Genomic DNA, 15,201 nt, shown 5'->3' with positions numbered 1-15,201 from the left:
ACAGGTTTGTCGTTTTTTTACGAAACCATCATCAGGCTTTTCAGGTAATCGCCGAAACCGCCCTGGGCGCGGCAATTCAGGCGTGCGCTGGTGACCACTTGCGGCGCATGGCTCCAGGCAATGGAAGCACCGCAACGTTCCAGTTCGCGCACCAATTGCACATCCTCGTGGCACGCCAGCGGTTCAAAGCCGCCGGCCTGCACATAGGCACTGGCACTCACGCCCAGGTTGGCGCCATGGATGTGCTGATGGCCATCACGCGCCTGGTAAGCCTGGTGATAACGAATCTGCGCCGCGGGGTCAAACCCCTCACTCCAGGCGTCCACGGTCACGGTGCCACACACCGCGTCACAGCCCAGGGCCAGTTGAGCCACCAGCCAGTCGGGGGCCACGCGGCTGTCGGCGTCGGTACAGGAAATCCAGCGCGCACCCTGGTTCAACAAGTGCCGTGCGCCGACGCCTCGGGCTCGCCCTACGTTGCGTGCCTGCACCTGGACGCTTTGCACATCATGCGCCTGGGCGATCGCTGCACTGGCATCGCTGCAACTGTCGAGCACTACCAGGATCTGCACCGTTTCCCCGTGCAACCCCGGATGGTTGGCGGCGATCTGCGCAGCCCTCAGGCAGTCATCCAGCAGCGCTTCTTCGTTGTGCACCGGAATCAAGATGCCGATCATCGCAACCCCTCATGGCGCGCGACCGAGGTGCCATCGCGGCTCCACAAATCGAGCAGAAAATCCTTGTCATGGTGCTGTACCAGCGGTGGCATACCCAGTCGGTGCTGGAGCAGGGCGTGCACCTGTTCGGCGGTTTGCGGGCAACCGTCAATGGGCGGGCGCCAGTGGCAGGCCAGGAGTTGGCCGTTATCGGTCAAGGCCGCCAGGGCGTGATCGATCAGACGATTCAGATCATTGGCATCAAGGTAGTAACAAAGCTCGCTCAACACGATCAGTTCGAACTGACCCGCGGGCCATTCCTGGGGCAGCCGGCGCTGTTCTACATGAGCATGAGCAAACGCTGTCAGGCGCGTCTGTGCCAGTTGCACTGCGGCGCTAGCGGTGTCGCAGCACAGCAGGCGCTCACAACGGGTCGCCAGTTCGACGCTCAGCTCGCCGTTGGCACAACCAGGCTCGAAGATCGAGGCATAGCGCGGTCGGGTCAGCACGGCCAGGGTCAGTGCGCGCTTGCGTTGTTCGTACCAGCGCTGACGAAACGCCCAGGGGTCGTCGTTACCAGCAAACAGTTGATCAAAGTACGGGGTGGCCACACTCATACAAACACCACTTCAAAAGGTTGCAGCAAGCGTTCCACTACGTAGGGTGCCAGCACCGGCGGCAGGCCGACCTGCGGGTCGCCCTCCAACTGGCTGGCGAACGCGTGGATCGCGTGGCGTTTGCGTGCCACTTGCTCGGGCGTCAATGCAATCTTGCGCGCCCGATGCCAGGGCACCCGGTGGTCTTCGGCAGTCGCCCAGTGCCAGGTCCACACCGGCAGTTCGCACAGGGTGGCGCCGACAGCCTGGGCCGCTTTGGCGCTGGCACGGCCCACCGCTTCGTGGTCGCAATGGCCATCCTCGCGCCAGGTGGCGAACACGATGTCGGTGGGTTTGAGGTGACGCTGGATGAACTCGCACAGTTGGGCTTCGCGCTCGGCCACCTTGCTGTCGGTAAAGCCGCCGCGCAGCCACTTCAAGCTGTGCAACGGCAGGCCCAGGCGGTGCAGGGCCTGGGCCGACTCCTGCGGCCGCACCACGCCCAGGCGTGCCACCGGCCAGCGTTTGGAACCGGGATGGCTGGCGCTGCCGTCGGTGACGGAGATCAACAGGATTGGGCGCTCCAATACGGCCAGACCTTGCAGCAGGCCACCGCTGCCGAGCACTTCATCGTCCGGGTGCGGTGCGATGATCACCGCGCGGTGCCCCTGCGGTACCAACTGCGCGGCGCTGATGTGCGGCAACTCGGCCAGCCGTGCCGAGGTTTGCCAATGATTGAGTGGGGTGCCCTGGCCGACAATCGGATTGGGTTTCATAACTGCCACCGTCCCGAGTCGTCGCCGGTGACCAGTTCGCCGAGGGCAGCCAGGTCGCGTTCGGCATGACTTTGCCGCACATACACCGGCAAATCTGCCATCAACCGGGCAAAGTGCGGGTCTTTGCAGTAGGGGCCGGCGCCTACCGCATGGCCGACATGACGCATGACCTGCTCGACGGTGTCTTCAATACATGCGCGTGCCTGTTGGGCCAGTTGCCTGGCATTGGCGCGAGGCTCGCGGTCTATCTGCCCGGCGCTGGCGCGTAGTACGCAAGCGGCGCTGTTCAGTGCGCTGTCAACTGCCCCTAAATGGGCCAGCGCGTGAGGCTCCGAGCGCTGCGCACAGTGCGCGCGCAGCACTTCGCCCAAGCGTTGCGCGCCGCCGTACCAGCACGCGGCGATACCGACTCCGCCTTGCCAGAAGCCGGGGCGCGACAGGTAATCACCCGGCCCACCTACCGCGATACCCTTGACCGCGTTGAACAGAACGTCAACGCTACCGGTGGCAGCCATGCCTACCGCATTCCAACCCTCGTCCGACACCGTGACGCCGGGTTGATCCATCGCCACGGCCACCAGCTGCTGCCGATCATCCTCGTCCCAGGCAGTCAGCAAGCCGTGGCTGACCACCGCCGCGCCGGAACACCAGGCTTTGCGTCCATCGACGATCAGCCACTGACCGTCGCGCCGTACACGCACCTTGGCTGTGGGTGGTTCGGCCGCCCACATGCCCCACGTACTGCCAAGCGGCGGCGCGGGGCTGTCGAGTTCGGCCATGATCGCCAGCGCGTCGGTATGACCTTCGAACAACTTGCACAGGCGCAAGTCATGGCCGGCCACCTGGGCCAGCCGACTGAAGCGGGCCAGGGTTTCGCCGCTGCCCGGCAGCGGCAGTTGATCGAGGCCTTCTTCCTGAAGTGCCTTCAGTGCCGTACCCAGGGCGTACGTATCCGCGTAGCCCCGGTAGCCCTGAAGGAAACTGTGCAACGCCATTTCACACCTCGTCTTCACGCTGCAGTTCAAACAACAGCAATGAGCGGCCGGTCACGGCGTACTCATGCTCAAAGTCAAAACGCTCCTGGCCGCGTATCGCCGGCTCATTGGTGTCGAGCATGCACGTCCAGAACTCACCCTCCGGCACCGGCGGCAGGCGGAAATTGACCATGTCATGGTGGGCATTGACCACCAGCAACAGCGTAGCATCGGCACCCGCCCGGCGGATCCCGGTTTCCTGGGCGCGGCCATCCATCAACATGCCCAGGCAGCGACCCTGGCTGTCTTCCCATTGCTCGGTGTTCATTTCGTTGCCATCGGGCGCCAGCCAGGTGACGTCTTTTACGCCGATGTCTTCGTTGTAGTCGCCGACCAGGAAGCGTCCACGACGCAGAATCGGGTAGGCCAGGCGCAGCTTGATCAAGCGCTTGACGAACTTGAGCAGGGCCTTGCCGTCATCGTCCAGGTCCCAGTTGACCCAACCGATTTCGCTGTCCTGGCAGTAGGCATTGTTGTTGCCGTGCTGGGTGCGGGCGAACTCGTCACCAGCGACGATCATCGGAGTGCCCTGGGCCAGCAGCAGGGTTGCGAAGAAGTTGCGCATCTGGCGCAGGCGCAGTGCGTTGATCTCAGGGTCGTCGGTCGGGCCTTCGACACCGTGGTTCCACGACAGGTTGTTATTGCTGCCGTCCTGATTGTTTTCGTCGTTGGCCTCGTTGTGCTTGTCGTTGTACGAGACCAGGTCGTGCAAGGTAAAACCGTCGTGGGCGGTGATGAAGTTCACCGAGCTGTAAGGCCGGCGCCCACGATGGTTGAACATCTCGCCCGAGGCGGTCATGCGCCCGGCAAAATCCGCCAGTTGGCCGTCGTCGCCTTTCCAGAACGCACGCACGGTGTCGCGGAAGCGGTCGTTCCATTCCACCCAGCCTGGCGGGAAGTTGCCCACCTGGTAGCCGCCGGGGCCGCAGTCCCAGGGTTCGGCAATCATTTTCAACTGGCGCAGCACTGGATCCTGGCGGCAGGCGACCAGGAAGCTGTGGCGTTCGTCGAACCCGTCGCGGTAGCGGCCCAGAATGGTTGCCAGGTCGAAGCGGAAACCGTCCACATGCATCTCGGTGGCCCAGTAACGCAGGGAGTCGGTGACCATTTGCAGCACGCAAGGGTGGCTCAGGTCCAGGGTGTTACCGGTACCGGAGTCGTTGATGTAGAAGCGCTTGTCGTCGGGCATCAGGCGGTAGTAAGAGGCGTTGTCGATGCCGCGCATGGACAGGGTCGGGCCGCGCTCGTTGCCTTCGGCGGTGTGGTTGTAGACCACGTCCAGAATCACTTCCAGCTTCTGCTCATGCAGGTGCGCGACCATTTCCTTGAACTCGGCGATCTTGCCGCTGGCCAGGTAGCGCGGGTCGGGGGCGAAGAAGGCAATGCTGTTGTAGCCCCAGTAGTTGGTCATGCCTTTTTCCAGCAAGTGCTGGTCGTTGACGAAGGCGTGCACCGGCAGCAGCTCGACCGAAGAGACGCCCAACTGGCGGATATGTTTGAGCACGTCGTCTTCCATCAAGCCGGCGCAGGTGCCGCGCACGGACTCGCCCACCGAAGGGTGGCGCATGCTGATACCGCGCAGATGGGTTTCATAGATGATCGTGCGGTCCCAAGGCACCCGTACGGGTTGATCGTTGCCCCAGGTGTGCGCCGGGTCGATAACCTTGCACTTGGGCACGAAGGGTGCGCTGTCGCGCTCATCGAAGCTGAGGTCGTCATCCGGGTGGCCGATGGTGTAGCCGAACAGCGCCTCCGACCATTTGAGTTCGCCCACCAGTTGCTTGGCGTAGGGGTCGATCAGTAGCTTGTTGTGGTTGAAGCGATGACCATTGGCCGGGTCGTACGCGCCGTACACGCGGTAGCCGTAGATCAGCCCGGGGTGGGCGTCGGGCAGGTAACCGTGGAAGATCTCGTCGGTGTATTCGGGCAGTTCGATGCGCTCCAGCTCGACTTCGCCGGAGTCATCGAACAGGCACAACTCCACTTTGGTGGCGTTGGCAGAAAACAGTGCAAAGTTGACGCCCAGGCCATCCCAGGTGGCGCCGAGCGGGAAGGGCAAACCTTCACGAATCCGCGACGGTTCATGATCCGGCGTCGCTGTGGTGTTCTCGGGTCTGCTCATGGTGTTGCTCCTGCAAGGGGTCTTTTCTCGGACCGAACGCGGCCGTGCTGACGGTGTTTCAGCAAAGGACATGGACGAAAAAGGGCCTGCAGCCTGGGATAACGGCTGCAGGCCCGAGAAATCATGGGGCGGGTGGTTTTGGCTTCTTCGGGGCGGTCGGTTTTTTCGCCGCGGGCTTGGCGGCTACCGGATTGAGTTTGGCGGCCGCCTTGGGCGCGGTTTTCGGCTTGGCGGCAGGCTTGGGCTTGCTGGGCGTCAGCGCCTCGGCTTCGGCCAGTTTGCGCGCCATCTCCCAGTGGCGATCGTGCGCACCGTCCGGCTTGCCTTCAGACTCCCAGATCTGATGCGCCAGTTCGCGAATACGTTTGTCTTCTTTACTCATCACAAACTCCTCACAGAAAATGTTCAGCTTTCTTGATTATCAGGATTGATAAAGACATTGACCGGGAGATCCCCCAGGGCAGCGCTGATCAACAGCTCCTTGTTGGGTGTGACTGCGCCTGTTTGAAAAAGTCCCTTCCAGTTTTGTGTTGTGGTGGCGAACGGTAATTTCACCCGGGTATCGCCCCACACCTGCGCATTGATGTGGGGAAATACACCGTTTTCCAGCAACGGATAAGGCCAGCGCGGCACCACCACCAACAGCTGTTGGCCCTGGTGCTCACGGTAAAACGCAACCACGCGCTCCGCGTGCCGACCCACCACTTCGAGCGGCGTATAGCTGCCTTTGCGAAACAGCTCGGGACAGGCTCTGCGCGCGTTCAGCACCTGGGCAATCAACGCTTGTTTGATACGCCCATCGCGCCAGTTGAACAACAGCTCACCGATATCGGGAGGGGTATCCAGGGCACGCTGGCGCGCATCGAAATCCACCGGGCGTCGGTTGTCCGGATCCACCAGGCTGAAGTCCCAGAACTCGTCGCCCTGGTACACATCCGGTACACCCGGCACGGTGAGGTGAAGCAAAGTTTGCGCCAGGCTGTTCAGAGCGCCGGAGGGGGCGATGGCTTGAGCGGCGCTGTCGAGCGCATCGCGCAGCGCTTGGCCGGCTTCGCTGAGCAGTAGACGCTTGAGGAAGCGCTCGACACCCTGCTCATAAGCTTCGTTGGGCGCGCTCCAGCTGCTTTGTAACTTGGCTTCGCGCAGGGCTTTCTGTTGCCATTGCCAGAGCCGTTGCTGGTAAGCCTCAAAGTCCGGGTTGTGCTCCAGCGGCCAACTGCCGAGCAGCACCTGATACAGGATCAGCTCATCACCCGCCGAAGGGCTGTCGGTACCCTCGCGCAAGGGCGCGGCGAGGTTGCGCCAGTGTTCGACCTGTTCGGCATACCAGGGCGCGCACTCGCTGAGCACCGCCAGGCGTGCGCGGGTGTCTTCGCCGCGCTTGTGGTCATGGGTGGCGGTGGCCAGCAGATTGTTCGGGAAGGTAGCCAGGCGCTGTTGATTGGCCTGGTGAAAATCTGCCAACGGCGCACTGAATTGTTCGGTACTGAAGCCCACGTCGTTACGCGACAGCAATACGGCCGAGCGATAGAACGCGGTGTCTTCCACGGCCTTTGCTGCGGCGGGTGATGTCAGCTGCTGGAAGCGCACGCAGGCATGTTTGAGGATCTTGCGCTCACGGCCCACCGGGCGATTGCGCCAAGGCTGGCCGCCCAACCATTTTTCCAGGTGCTCAAGCACCGGCCAGTCGCCTTCGTTAAGGGTACTGCGCGCACCGTCCATGGCCTGCTGGAACACTTTGTCGTCGGCGGTGCTGCGGCCCCTGGCACTGATGTAGGTGCGGTACACCGGGAAATGCACAATCAGCTCCTGCAAGGCCCGACGGATCGCACCCAGGGTCAGGTCGCGGGTCATCACATCATCGCGGGCCACTTGCAGCAGGGCCTGGGCCACGCTTTCGAAGTCGCCGCCCAACGAGCCATTGAGGATTTGCTGGCGCGCCAAGCGGGCTTCGTCGATAAACGCCGAGGGCCGTTCGCTGTGGCGCGTCCACAGGTCGGCCAGCGGAGCAAAACCGTCAGGATGGTGTTGCAGCAACGACAGTTGATTCATGAATTCGTAGCCAGTGGTGCCGTCCACTTGCCAGTCTTCGCGCAGGGTTTCGCCTTCGCCGAGGATCTTCTCCACGAAGATCGGCAAATGGCGCTGTAGCGACAGCGCGTCCACGCGGCGGCGTAGTTTGCGGCAATAACCACGTGGGTCGGCCAGGCCGTCGATATGGTCGATGCGCAGGCCATCGATCAAGCCCGCGCCGATCAGCTCGAAAATCTTGCCGTGGGTGGCTTCGAACACTGCCGTGCGCTCCACGCGCAGGCCGCCCAGCTCATTGACGTCGAAGAAGCGCCGCCAGTTGATGTCGTCTGCGGCGGTGCGCCAACTGGCCAGGCGGTAGGTCTGTTGCTCAAGCAGATGATGCAAGCGCTCGAAACCCTCAGGCTGGCGACCATCGAAAGCGGCCAGCCGTTGCTTGATGGCCGGTAAGACCTCGGTGGCGCGTTCGGTCAGCGCCTGCTTGAGCCTAGCGGCTTCGGTGTAGGCATCGTCGTGATAGGCGAGGGCGGCGAAACGCTCGGCCAGCGGTTTGAGCACCTCATCGCCGCCCAGGATCAAGGCGTAGTCCCGTGGGCAGATCGGGAAGCGATGCTCGTAATGCTCGGCGTAGAAGCTGCCGTGGGCGGCGTCGAACTTGAGCGTCAACGCTCCGCTCTGCAAGGCTTCGCCGTAATCGCTGCCCAGGAACGGCATCAGCAATTGGCCTTTGAGCAACGGGTCGGGCGAGTGCCACTGGATGTCGAAAAACTCGCTGTAGGGGCTCAAGCGCCCCCATTCCAGCAGGTCCAGCCACCAGGGGTTATCCGCGCCACCCACGGCCATGTGATTGGAAACGATATCCAGGATCAGGCCCATGTTGTGTTCACGCAGGGTGGCGACCAGGCGACGCAATGCTGCCTCGCCACCCAACTCCGGGTTGACGCGGGTGGGGTCGACCACATCGTAGCCATGCATGGAGCCGGCGCGGGCGCTCAGGAGCGGCGAGGCATACAGGTGGCTGATGCCCAGTCGGGCAAAATACGGCACCAGCGGCACCGCATCATCGAGGGTAAAGCCTTTATGAAATTGCAGGCGCTGGGTGGCGCGCAGGGGCAGTACGTTCATCGGTCACGCTCATAGGCTTGGTTGCGCGCCACGGCCAACAGTTCGAGGCGGCGCGCAGCACTGTCGTGGTCGAGCAGGCTGGCGGCCTCGCCTGGCAAGCGTCGGCGCCAGTTGGGGTGGGTATCGAGGGTGCCGGGCAGGTTGGCTTGCTCTTCGATGCCCAGCGCGTCCTCCAGCGGCAGCAATACCAGTGGCGCACGGGTGTGGCCGAGGTAGCGCACGCTGGCGTCGATCACGTGATCGGTGTCGTTGCGGATCTCATCGACAAAGTTCTGCGGGTCCTGGCTCAAGGCCTGACGCAGTGCATGACGTTCGCGCAGACGGTGTTCGCTCCATTGCTCCACGGTGGGAGGGTCGATCAGGTCGAGCTGGATATTCCACTCGATATCACGGCTGTGCCACCAGCCATTGAGGGTGGGCAGGTCGTGGGTGCTGGTGGTGGCCAAGGCGTTGTCGGGCCAGTCAAGAATCGGCGTGAACCGGCCTTCGTGGTCCTGTTCGAACAGCAATACGCGCATACCCAGAATCGAGCGGGCGCTGAGCTTTTCACGCAGGCCCTCGGGCACCGTACCCAGGTCTTCACCGAGGACGATGGCCTGGTGGCGGTGGGATTCCAGCGCCAGCAAACGCAGCAGGTCGTCCACCGGGTAGTACAAGTAGGCGCCTTCGCGGGGCGAGGCACCCAGGGGGATGACCCACAGGCGTTGCAGGCCCATCACATGATCGATGCGCAAGCCACCGGCATGGGCGAAGTTGGCCCGCAGCATTTCGATAAACGCACGGAAGCCATTGCGCTTGAGACCTTCCGGGGAGAAGGCGGAGATCCCCCAACCCTGGCCTGCACGGTTGAGAATGTCCGGCGGTGCGCCTACCGTGAGGTCGGCCAGCAGTTCATCCTGGCGACTCCATGCCTGGCTGCCGCCACCGTCGGCACCCACCGCCAGGTCGGCAATCAGGCCGATGCCCATGCCGCTGCCACGGGCGGCCTGTTGCGCGCGCGCCAGGCTGCGGGCGATCAACCATTGGGTGAAGGCAAAGTAGCCGATCTCATCGCGGTTTTCTTCAGCAAACTGCGCCAGCGCCGGGCTCTGCGGCGTGCGCCAGTCTTCGGGCCAGTGGCGCCAGTCGAGCTCTTCGCCGGCGGCGGCACGTTGCGCTTGCACGGCTTCGAAGCGGCAGTGGTTTTCCAGGGCCTCGCCGCCGGCCTGGCGGAAGCTCTGGAAGTCGGCATGTTGCGGATGTGCGCCGTGGCGGAAGTCTTCATACAGCGCACGCAGCAGGCGTTGCTTGGCCTTGGCGGCGGTGGGCCAGTCGATCAGCGTGAGTTGCTCCAAATCCCGCAGTTCGTCGGTCAGGCCGACGGCCTCGGTAGCGTCGCGCACTTCACGCTCGCCAAGGATGCAGGCGGGCGAGGCGTACAGGCTGTTGAGAAACAGGCGGCTGGACGGAGAATAAGGGCTGAAACGTTCGGTGTCGGCGCTGAACATTGCGTGCATGGGGCTGATCGCCACCGCGTCGGCACCGCGCTCGGCAGCCGAGCGCACCAGATGCTCCAGGGCCAGGGTGTCCCCAAAGCCACCATCGCCGCGGCGACGCAAGGCATACAGCTGGGCACTCAAGCCCCAGGCGCGAGCGGGGCGGCTGTCCACCGCGTCGGCCACGCTGTAGCAGTGGCTGGGCGCAACGGCCAGGGTGAAGGTTTGCCCATCGATATGCACCTGGTGGTAGCCGAGGGCAATCACCCCGGGCAGCACCGCATTGCCGTCCAGGCGCAGCTCCAGGGTTTCACCACCTTCCAGGCTGACGCGACACGGGGTGTCCGGGGCGAAGTAGCTCGCCAGGTCCAGGCTTGCGCCGCTGTCGATGGTGATCAAGGGCGGCAGGTGCGTGTCTTGTTGCACCTGCTCCAGTTCCTGCAGGCTGGCGCCGATCTCGGCGTCGGTATCGGCCGGGTGCCCCAGCCCTTTGAGAACGGCGCGCAAGGCCTCGGGCTGCACGTGTTGCGGGCGACCGTTGGCATCGATCCAATCGACGGCCAGGCCCGCGCGACTGGCGAGTAGTTCCAGGTTCGCTTCGCTCAAAAGTGTTCTCCGGCAGGTGATAAGCAAACGCGTGCGCTCAACGGTGGTAACTGCGTACCTTGCTGGGCAGGCGTCTGGAAAATGATGGGGTGTGGCGCGGGGTGATCCAGAGGCTGTTCGCTCAGGTTCAAATCTATCTGCAACAGGCTGCCGTTGCCCAGGCGCCAACGCGCCGTGACAGCTCCCTCGGCCATCACCTGCGCGCCCAAGGCTACAGTGCCCGGCAAGTGCGGCACTATGTATTGGTGACGCAGACTCAACAGCTGACGATAGAGCTGGGTGTGCTCGTTCTCGACGAAGGAGGGCGCCGATTGCGCAAAGGTTTCCAGTGCGTTGGGATCGGGAATGCGTTCGCGTTGCTCGGGGTCGTGAAACGCCGCGAAATCGGCGAACTCGTTGCGTCGGCCGTTGCGCACCGCCTCGGCCAGTTCGCCGTGATGGTCGGTGAAAAACAGAAAGGGTTCGGCCGCATTCACCTCATCGCCCATGAACATCAGCGGAATCATCGGGCTGAGCAGCAATAGAGCCGTCGCCGCGTTCAGCGCCTGGGGCGTACACAGTTGGTGCAGGCGTTCGCCCAGGGCGCGGTTGCCGATCTGGTCGTGGTTCTGCAAAAACGCCACGAAAGCGCTGGGCGGCAGATCTGCACTGGGTTCGCCGCGTGCATGGCCGTGGCGGGTAGTTTCGCCCTGATATATAAAGCCCTCGCCCAGGCAACGCGCCAGTTTGGCGGTGGGCTGTTCGGCGAAATCGCTGTAATAGGCGTCGGTTTCACCGGTCAGCAGCACGTGCAGCACGTTATGAAAGTCATCATTCCACTGGGCGTTGAAATCTTCCTTAAGCAGGCTGGCCTGGTTCAGCTCGTTCTCCAGCACTAGCCAGACGTGCCGGTCGTCGTGCACCTGCTGACGCACGCGGTGTGCCAGCTCCTGCAAGAACCCGGGATTATCGATGGCGTGTACCGCATCCAGGCGCAGGCCGTCGAAGCGGTATTCGAGCAGCCACATCAGCGCGTTATCAAGGAAGAAATCCCGCACCTCACGGCGTTCGAAATCGATACCGGCGCCCCAGGGGGTATGCACGTCTTCATGGAAGAACCCCTTGGCGTACTGGCCCAGGTAATTGCCATCGGGCCCGAAGTGGTTGTAGACCACATCGAGCATCACCGCCAAACCATGGGCATGGGCCGTGTCGATCAAGTGCTTGAGCTGTTCGGGCGTACCGTAGGCGGCGTGTGGTGCGTAGGGCAGCACGCCGTCATAGCCCCAGTTGCGTTCACCGGGGAATTGCGCCAGTGGCATCAACTCGATCGCAGTGATTCCCAGCTCAGCCAGGCGTGGCAGGTGTTTCTCGATTTCGGCGTAGCCACCCATGGCGCCCACATGCAGTTCGTAGATCACCGCGGTGTGCCAGGGGCGACCTTGCCACTGGGTATTGCGCCATGGGTAAGCGTTGGGGTCGACCACTTGGCTCCAACCGTGCACGTCCTGGGCCTGGGCCCTGGAAGCGGGGTCGGGAACCGCGTTTTCCCCATCGATGTTAAAGCGGTAGAGCGTGCCGGCAGGGCAGGCTGCTTCGACTTCGAACCAGCCATCCGCCTGGGGCAGCAGGGTGATGGATTTACCGTGTTGCAATTCAACGCTGACATAAAAAGCGTCTGGCGCCCACAAGGCAAAACGCGTGTGTTGCGCGTCCAGCATGATTGCGCCGTGGGGCCAGGTGTCCAGAGTCCGTAACGGCATCTATGAAGACCTCCCAGGTTGGTTCAAGTGGCTATTTGGTTGGTTTCCCCAAGGCCTTGGCCACCAGTTGTTCGTAGAGCTCGGCGTAGGGTTCAACCGCCTGGCACCAGTTGAACGGTTGTGTCATGGCGCGGCTGCGCATGGCGTTGAGCAGGCCGGGGAAGGCGAATACCTTGAAGGCACGGCGCAGGGCTTCTTCGTAGCTTTGCACCGTCGATTCATTGAACAGGAAGCCGGTGACGCCATCTTCAATGGTGTCCGCCAGGCCACCGGTGTTCCGCGCCACCGGCAACGAACCAAAGCGTTGCGCGTACATCTGGCTCAGGCCGCAAGGTTCATAGCGCGAGGGCATCAACAGGAAGTCGCTTCCGGCAAACATGCGACGGGCATCGGTCTCGTTGAAGCCGATGCGCACACCCACCTGGCCCGGGAAGCGCAGCGCCAATTCGCGCATGGCCTGTTCCTCTTCGGGTTCGCCACGGCCGATGATCGCGATCTGGCCACCGTTTTCGACGATAAAGCCGGCGACCGCTTCAGTCAGGTCCAGACCCTTCTGATAAACCAGGCGTGACACCACGGCGAATAGCGGGCCGTTGGACGCGTGCAGTCCAAACAGCTCGCGCACATGGGTGGCGTTTATCGCCTTGCCTTCCCAGTCGCCGATATTGAAATTGTGGGTCAAGTGCGTATCGGTGGACGTTTCCCAGCTTTCGTCGATGCCGTTGGGAATACCGCTGAGCAAACCTTGTTGAGTCTTGCTGGCAAGAAAGCCATCCAGGCCACAGCCGAATTCCGGCGTGGTGATTTCCTGGGCGTAGGTGGCGCTCACGGTGGTGATGTGGCTGGAATACGCCATGCCCGCCTTGAGGAACGACATCTTGCCGTAGAACTCCATGCCTTCCTGCTGCAGGGCGTGGGGTGGGATGCCTAGTTCGGGCGTCGACGCCAGGCTCACCACACCCTGATAGGCCAGGTTATGAATGGTGAACAGTGTTGGCGTGCGTGACCCACGCCAGTGCATGTACGCCGGCGCAAGGCCCGCGGGCCAGTCATGGGCGTGCACCAGGTCGGGGCACCAATGGATCTGTGCCAGGTTGGCGGCCATGTCGGCGGCGGCCAGGCCCAGGCGGGCGAAGCGAATATGGTTATCCGGCCAGTCGCGGCCGTTATTGGCGCCGTACGGCGTGCCTTCACGCTCATACAGTTCGGGGCAGATCAGCACATAGATGACCAGGCCGTCCGCCAGGTCCATACGCCCGATCTTGCACGGCGGCAGCGCCGCGTGGCCGCCCAGCTCACCGACGATATGAATCGGATTGTCGCTTTCCATCACTTGCGGGTACCCGGGGATCAGCACCCGCACATCGTGCAAATGCGCCATGGCGCGGGGCAGGGCGGCGGACACATCGCCCAGGCCACCGGTTTTCACCAGGTCGGCGAACTCGGAAGTGACGAACAAGACTTTCTTTCGATTCGGATTCTGACTCACGATCGGCCGCACAGTGTTGGGCAGGTCGACCAAAGACGTTGGCCCCCCTACCGGCTGACTAAAACGCTCTCCCTGAGTATCTACTGCGGCACTGATCATAATGCACTCCCATTTGTTGGTTCGCTAATGGCCCGCTGCCATCAGCTCCAAGTGGCCGCATCCTGCGGCCAGGCACACCAGCGCTATACAAGCTGGCAAGGCGTATGCCAGTTGCAACGTCGGCTGAAAAAGATTGGATGAACGGGCATTCGGCGTGAAACGCTCGTGCACGTCCTTACCTAAAACTTGACCTGAGGCGGAGTTGGAAAGTTTAGATTTTTTGCGGGGTTTTTGTTTTGGAACGGACCCATCGGTCATGAGTCTAGGCCAGATCCCAGAGCCTGCAGGGTTTAGCGCGGTTTTTTGTAGGACAAAATAAATCTAACGATATGCAGTGTGTTCTCTGTAGGAGCGAGCTTGCTCGCGAAAGACTCACAGACGCCGCGTTTATTCAAGAAACATGCTTTATCGTTGACGATTTTCGCGAGCAAGCTCGCTCCTACAGGAAGGCAGGGCCGCACCTTTTTGATGCGTCAGCCCAGCACGCGGATGGGCACGCCATCGGCCCAGGCCTGAATGTCTTCAATCATCTGTTGATAGAACTGCCGGTAATTGTGCTCACTCACATACCCCACGTGTGGCGTGGCCAGCACATTGGGCAAGCGGCGAAATGGATGATCAGTCGGCAGCGGTTCCTGGGCATACACATCCAGCGCCGCCCCGGCCAGGCGGCCACTGCTCAATGCCTGCACCAGCGCCTGCTCATCCACAATCGGCCCGCGCGCGGTGTTCACCAGGTGCGCCGTGGGCTTCATCCACGCCAGAGCCTGGGCATCCACCAGCCCACGGCTGCGCTCACTGAGCACCAGATGGATGGTGAGGATATCCGCCTGTTCAAACAACTCGCGCTTGCTGACCCATGTCACGCCTGCTTCAGCCGCCCGTTGCGGCGTGAGGTTTTCGCTCCAGGCGATCACCCGCATACCGAATGCCTGGGCAAACGTCGCGACTTTCTGGCCGATACTGCCCAGACCGAGCACGCCCAGGGTCTTGCCATGCAGGTCACCGCCCAGGCCCACCTGCCATCCGCCTGCGCGCAGCGAGTTGGCTTCGGCCAGCAGATTGCGCGTAGAGGCCATGATCAGCGCCCAGGTCAGTTCCGGCGCCGCGTGTTTATAGCTGTCGGTGCCGCACACCTGGATACCCAGGGCCTTGGCGGCGGTAATATCGATGGCGGCATTGCGCATACCGCCGGTGACCAGCAATTTGAGCTTGGGCAACTCTTGCAGCAGGGCCTGGTTGAAGGTGGACCGTTCGCGCATGACGCAAATCACCTCGAAGCCCTTCAAGCGTTCAACCATTGTCGCCGTATCAGCGGGGTAGTCGTGGAGAAAATGTACCTGGCCCACGCCGTCCAGCGTCGACCAATCCACCACGTCACTGGCGACGTTCTGCCAGTCATCTATCACTGCGATCTGTATCGACATGCCATGGGCCTCGAAATCAAAGG

The 15,201-nt window shown here is 62.5% G+C and carries 11 protein-coding genes; all 11 read right to left on the bottom strand.

Annotation, left to right across the window (positions count from 1 at the left end; genetic code table 11):
- Positions 1 to 17: 17 nt before the first annotated feature.
- Positions 18 to 677 carry a glycosyltransferase gene (locus tag E4P00_RS24725; RefSeq protein WP_216091499.1) on the bottom strand — a complete coding sequence of 220 codons (660 nt, stop codon included), beginning with the start codon at positions 675 to 677 and terminating at the stop codon, positions 18 to 20.
- The gene (locus E4P00_RS24720; protein ID WP_248133235.1) at positions 674 to 1,273 is read right to left on the bottom strand and encodes an SAM-dependent methyltransferase; all 600 of its coding nucleotides are present in this window, start codon (positions 1,271 to 1,273) and stop codon (positions 674 to 676) included. Before E4P00_RS24720 ends, E4P00_RS24725 begins: the two co-directional genes overlap by 4 nt.
- Positions 1,270 to 2,028: a PIG-L family deacetylase gene (locus E4P00_RS24715; protein WP_032880935.1), complete on the bottom strand. Its 759-nt coding sequence runs from the start codon at positions 2,026 to 2,028 to the stop codon at positions 1,270 to 1,272. The genes E4P00_RS24720 and E4P00_RS24715 overlap by 4 nt, the downstream gene beginning before the upstream one ends.
- Positions 2,025 to 3,023 (bottom strand): acyl-CoA dehydrogenase family protein, encoded by a 999-nt coding sequence (locus tag E4P00_RS24710; RefSeq protein ID WP_248133234.1) that lies wholly within the window; start codon positions 3,021 to 3,023, stop codon positions 2,025 to 2,027. Before E4P00_RS24710 ends, E4P00_RS24715 begins: the two co-directional genes overlap by 4 nt.
- A gap of 1 nt (position 3,024) precedes the next feature.
- The gene (gene glgX, locus E4P00_RS24705; RefSeq protein WP_248133233.1) at positions 3,025 to 5,184 is read right to left on the bottom strand and encodes a glycogen debranching protein GlgX; all 2,160 of its coding nucleotides are present in this window, start codon (positions 5,182 to 5,184) and stop codon (positions 3,025 to 3,027) included.
- Positions 5,185 to 5,305: 121 nt separating this feature from the next.
- Complete coding sequence (locus E4P00_RS24700) at positions 5,306 to 5,566, bottom strand: DUF2934 domain-containing protein (RefSeq protein ID WP_248133232.1); 261 nt, start codon at positions 5,564 to 5,566, stop codon at positions 5,306 to 5,308.
- Between the two features lie 23 nt (positions 5,567 to 5,589).
- Positions 5,590 to 8,340, bottom strand: a complete 2,751-nt coding sequence (locus E4P00_RS24695; RefSeq protein WP_248133231.1) for a malto-oligosyltrehalose synthase — start codon at positions 8,338 to 8,340, stop codon at positions 5,590 to 5,592.
- Positions 8,337 to 10,421 carry a 4-alpha-glucanotransferase gene (gene malQ / locus E4P00_RS24690; protein ID WP_248133230.1) on the bottom strand — a complete coding sequence of 695 codons (2,085 nt, stop codon included), beginning with the start codon at positions 10,419 to 10,421 and terminating at the stop codon, positions 8,337 to 8,339. Before malQ ends, E4P00_RS24695 begins: the two co-directional genes overlap by 4 nt.
- Positions 10,418 to 12,163, bottom strand: coding sequence for a malto-oligosyltrehalose trehalohydrolase (gene treZ / locus E4P00_RS24685; protein ID WP_248133229.1), 1,746 nt, complete (start codon positions 12,161 to 12,163; stop codon positions 10,418 to 10,420). Before treZ ends, malQ begins: the two co-directional genes overlap by 4 nt.
- Positions 12,164 to 12,194: 31 nt before the next feature.
- Positions 12,195 to 13,751, bottom strand: coding sequence for a glycogen synthase GlgA (gene glgA / locus E4P00_RS24680; protein WP_081883347.1), 1,557 nt, complete (start codon positions 13,749 to 13,751; stop codon positions 12,195 to 12,197).
- Between the two features lie 473 nt (positions 13,752 to 14,224).
- On the bottom strand, positions 14,225 to 15,178 hold the full coding sequence (locus E4P00_RS24675; protein ID WP_248133248.1) for a D-2-hydroxyacid dehydrogenase family protein: 954 nt from the start codon (positions 15,176 to 15,178) through the stop codon (positions 14,225 to 14,227).
- Positions 15,179 to 15,201 lie beyond the last annotated feature (23 nt).

Origin of the sequence: Pseudomonas sp. B329 (genome assembly GCF_023127835.1) — a bacterium.
GTDB classification, from domain to species: domain Bacteria; phylum Pseudomonadota; class Gammaproteobacteria; order Pseudomonadales; family Pseudomonadaceae; genus Aquipseudomonas; species Aquipseudomonas synxantha_A.
Note: the sequence above shows the minus strand (reverse complement) of the source record. Positions and strands in the feature narration are given on the sequence as shown.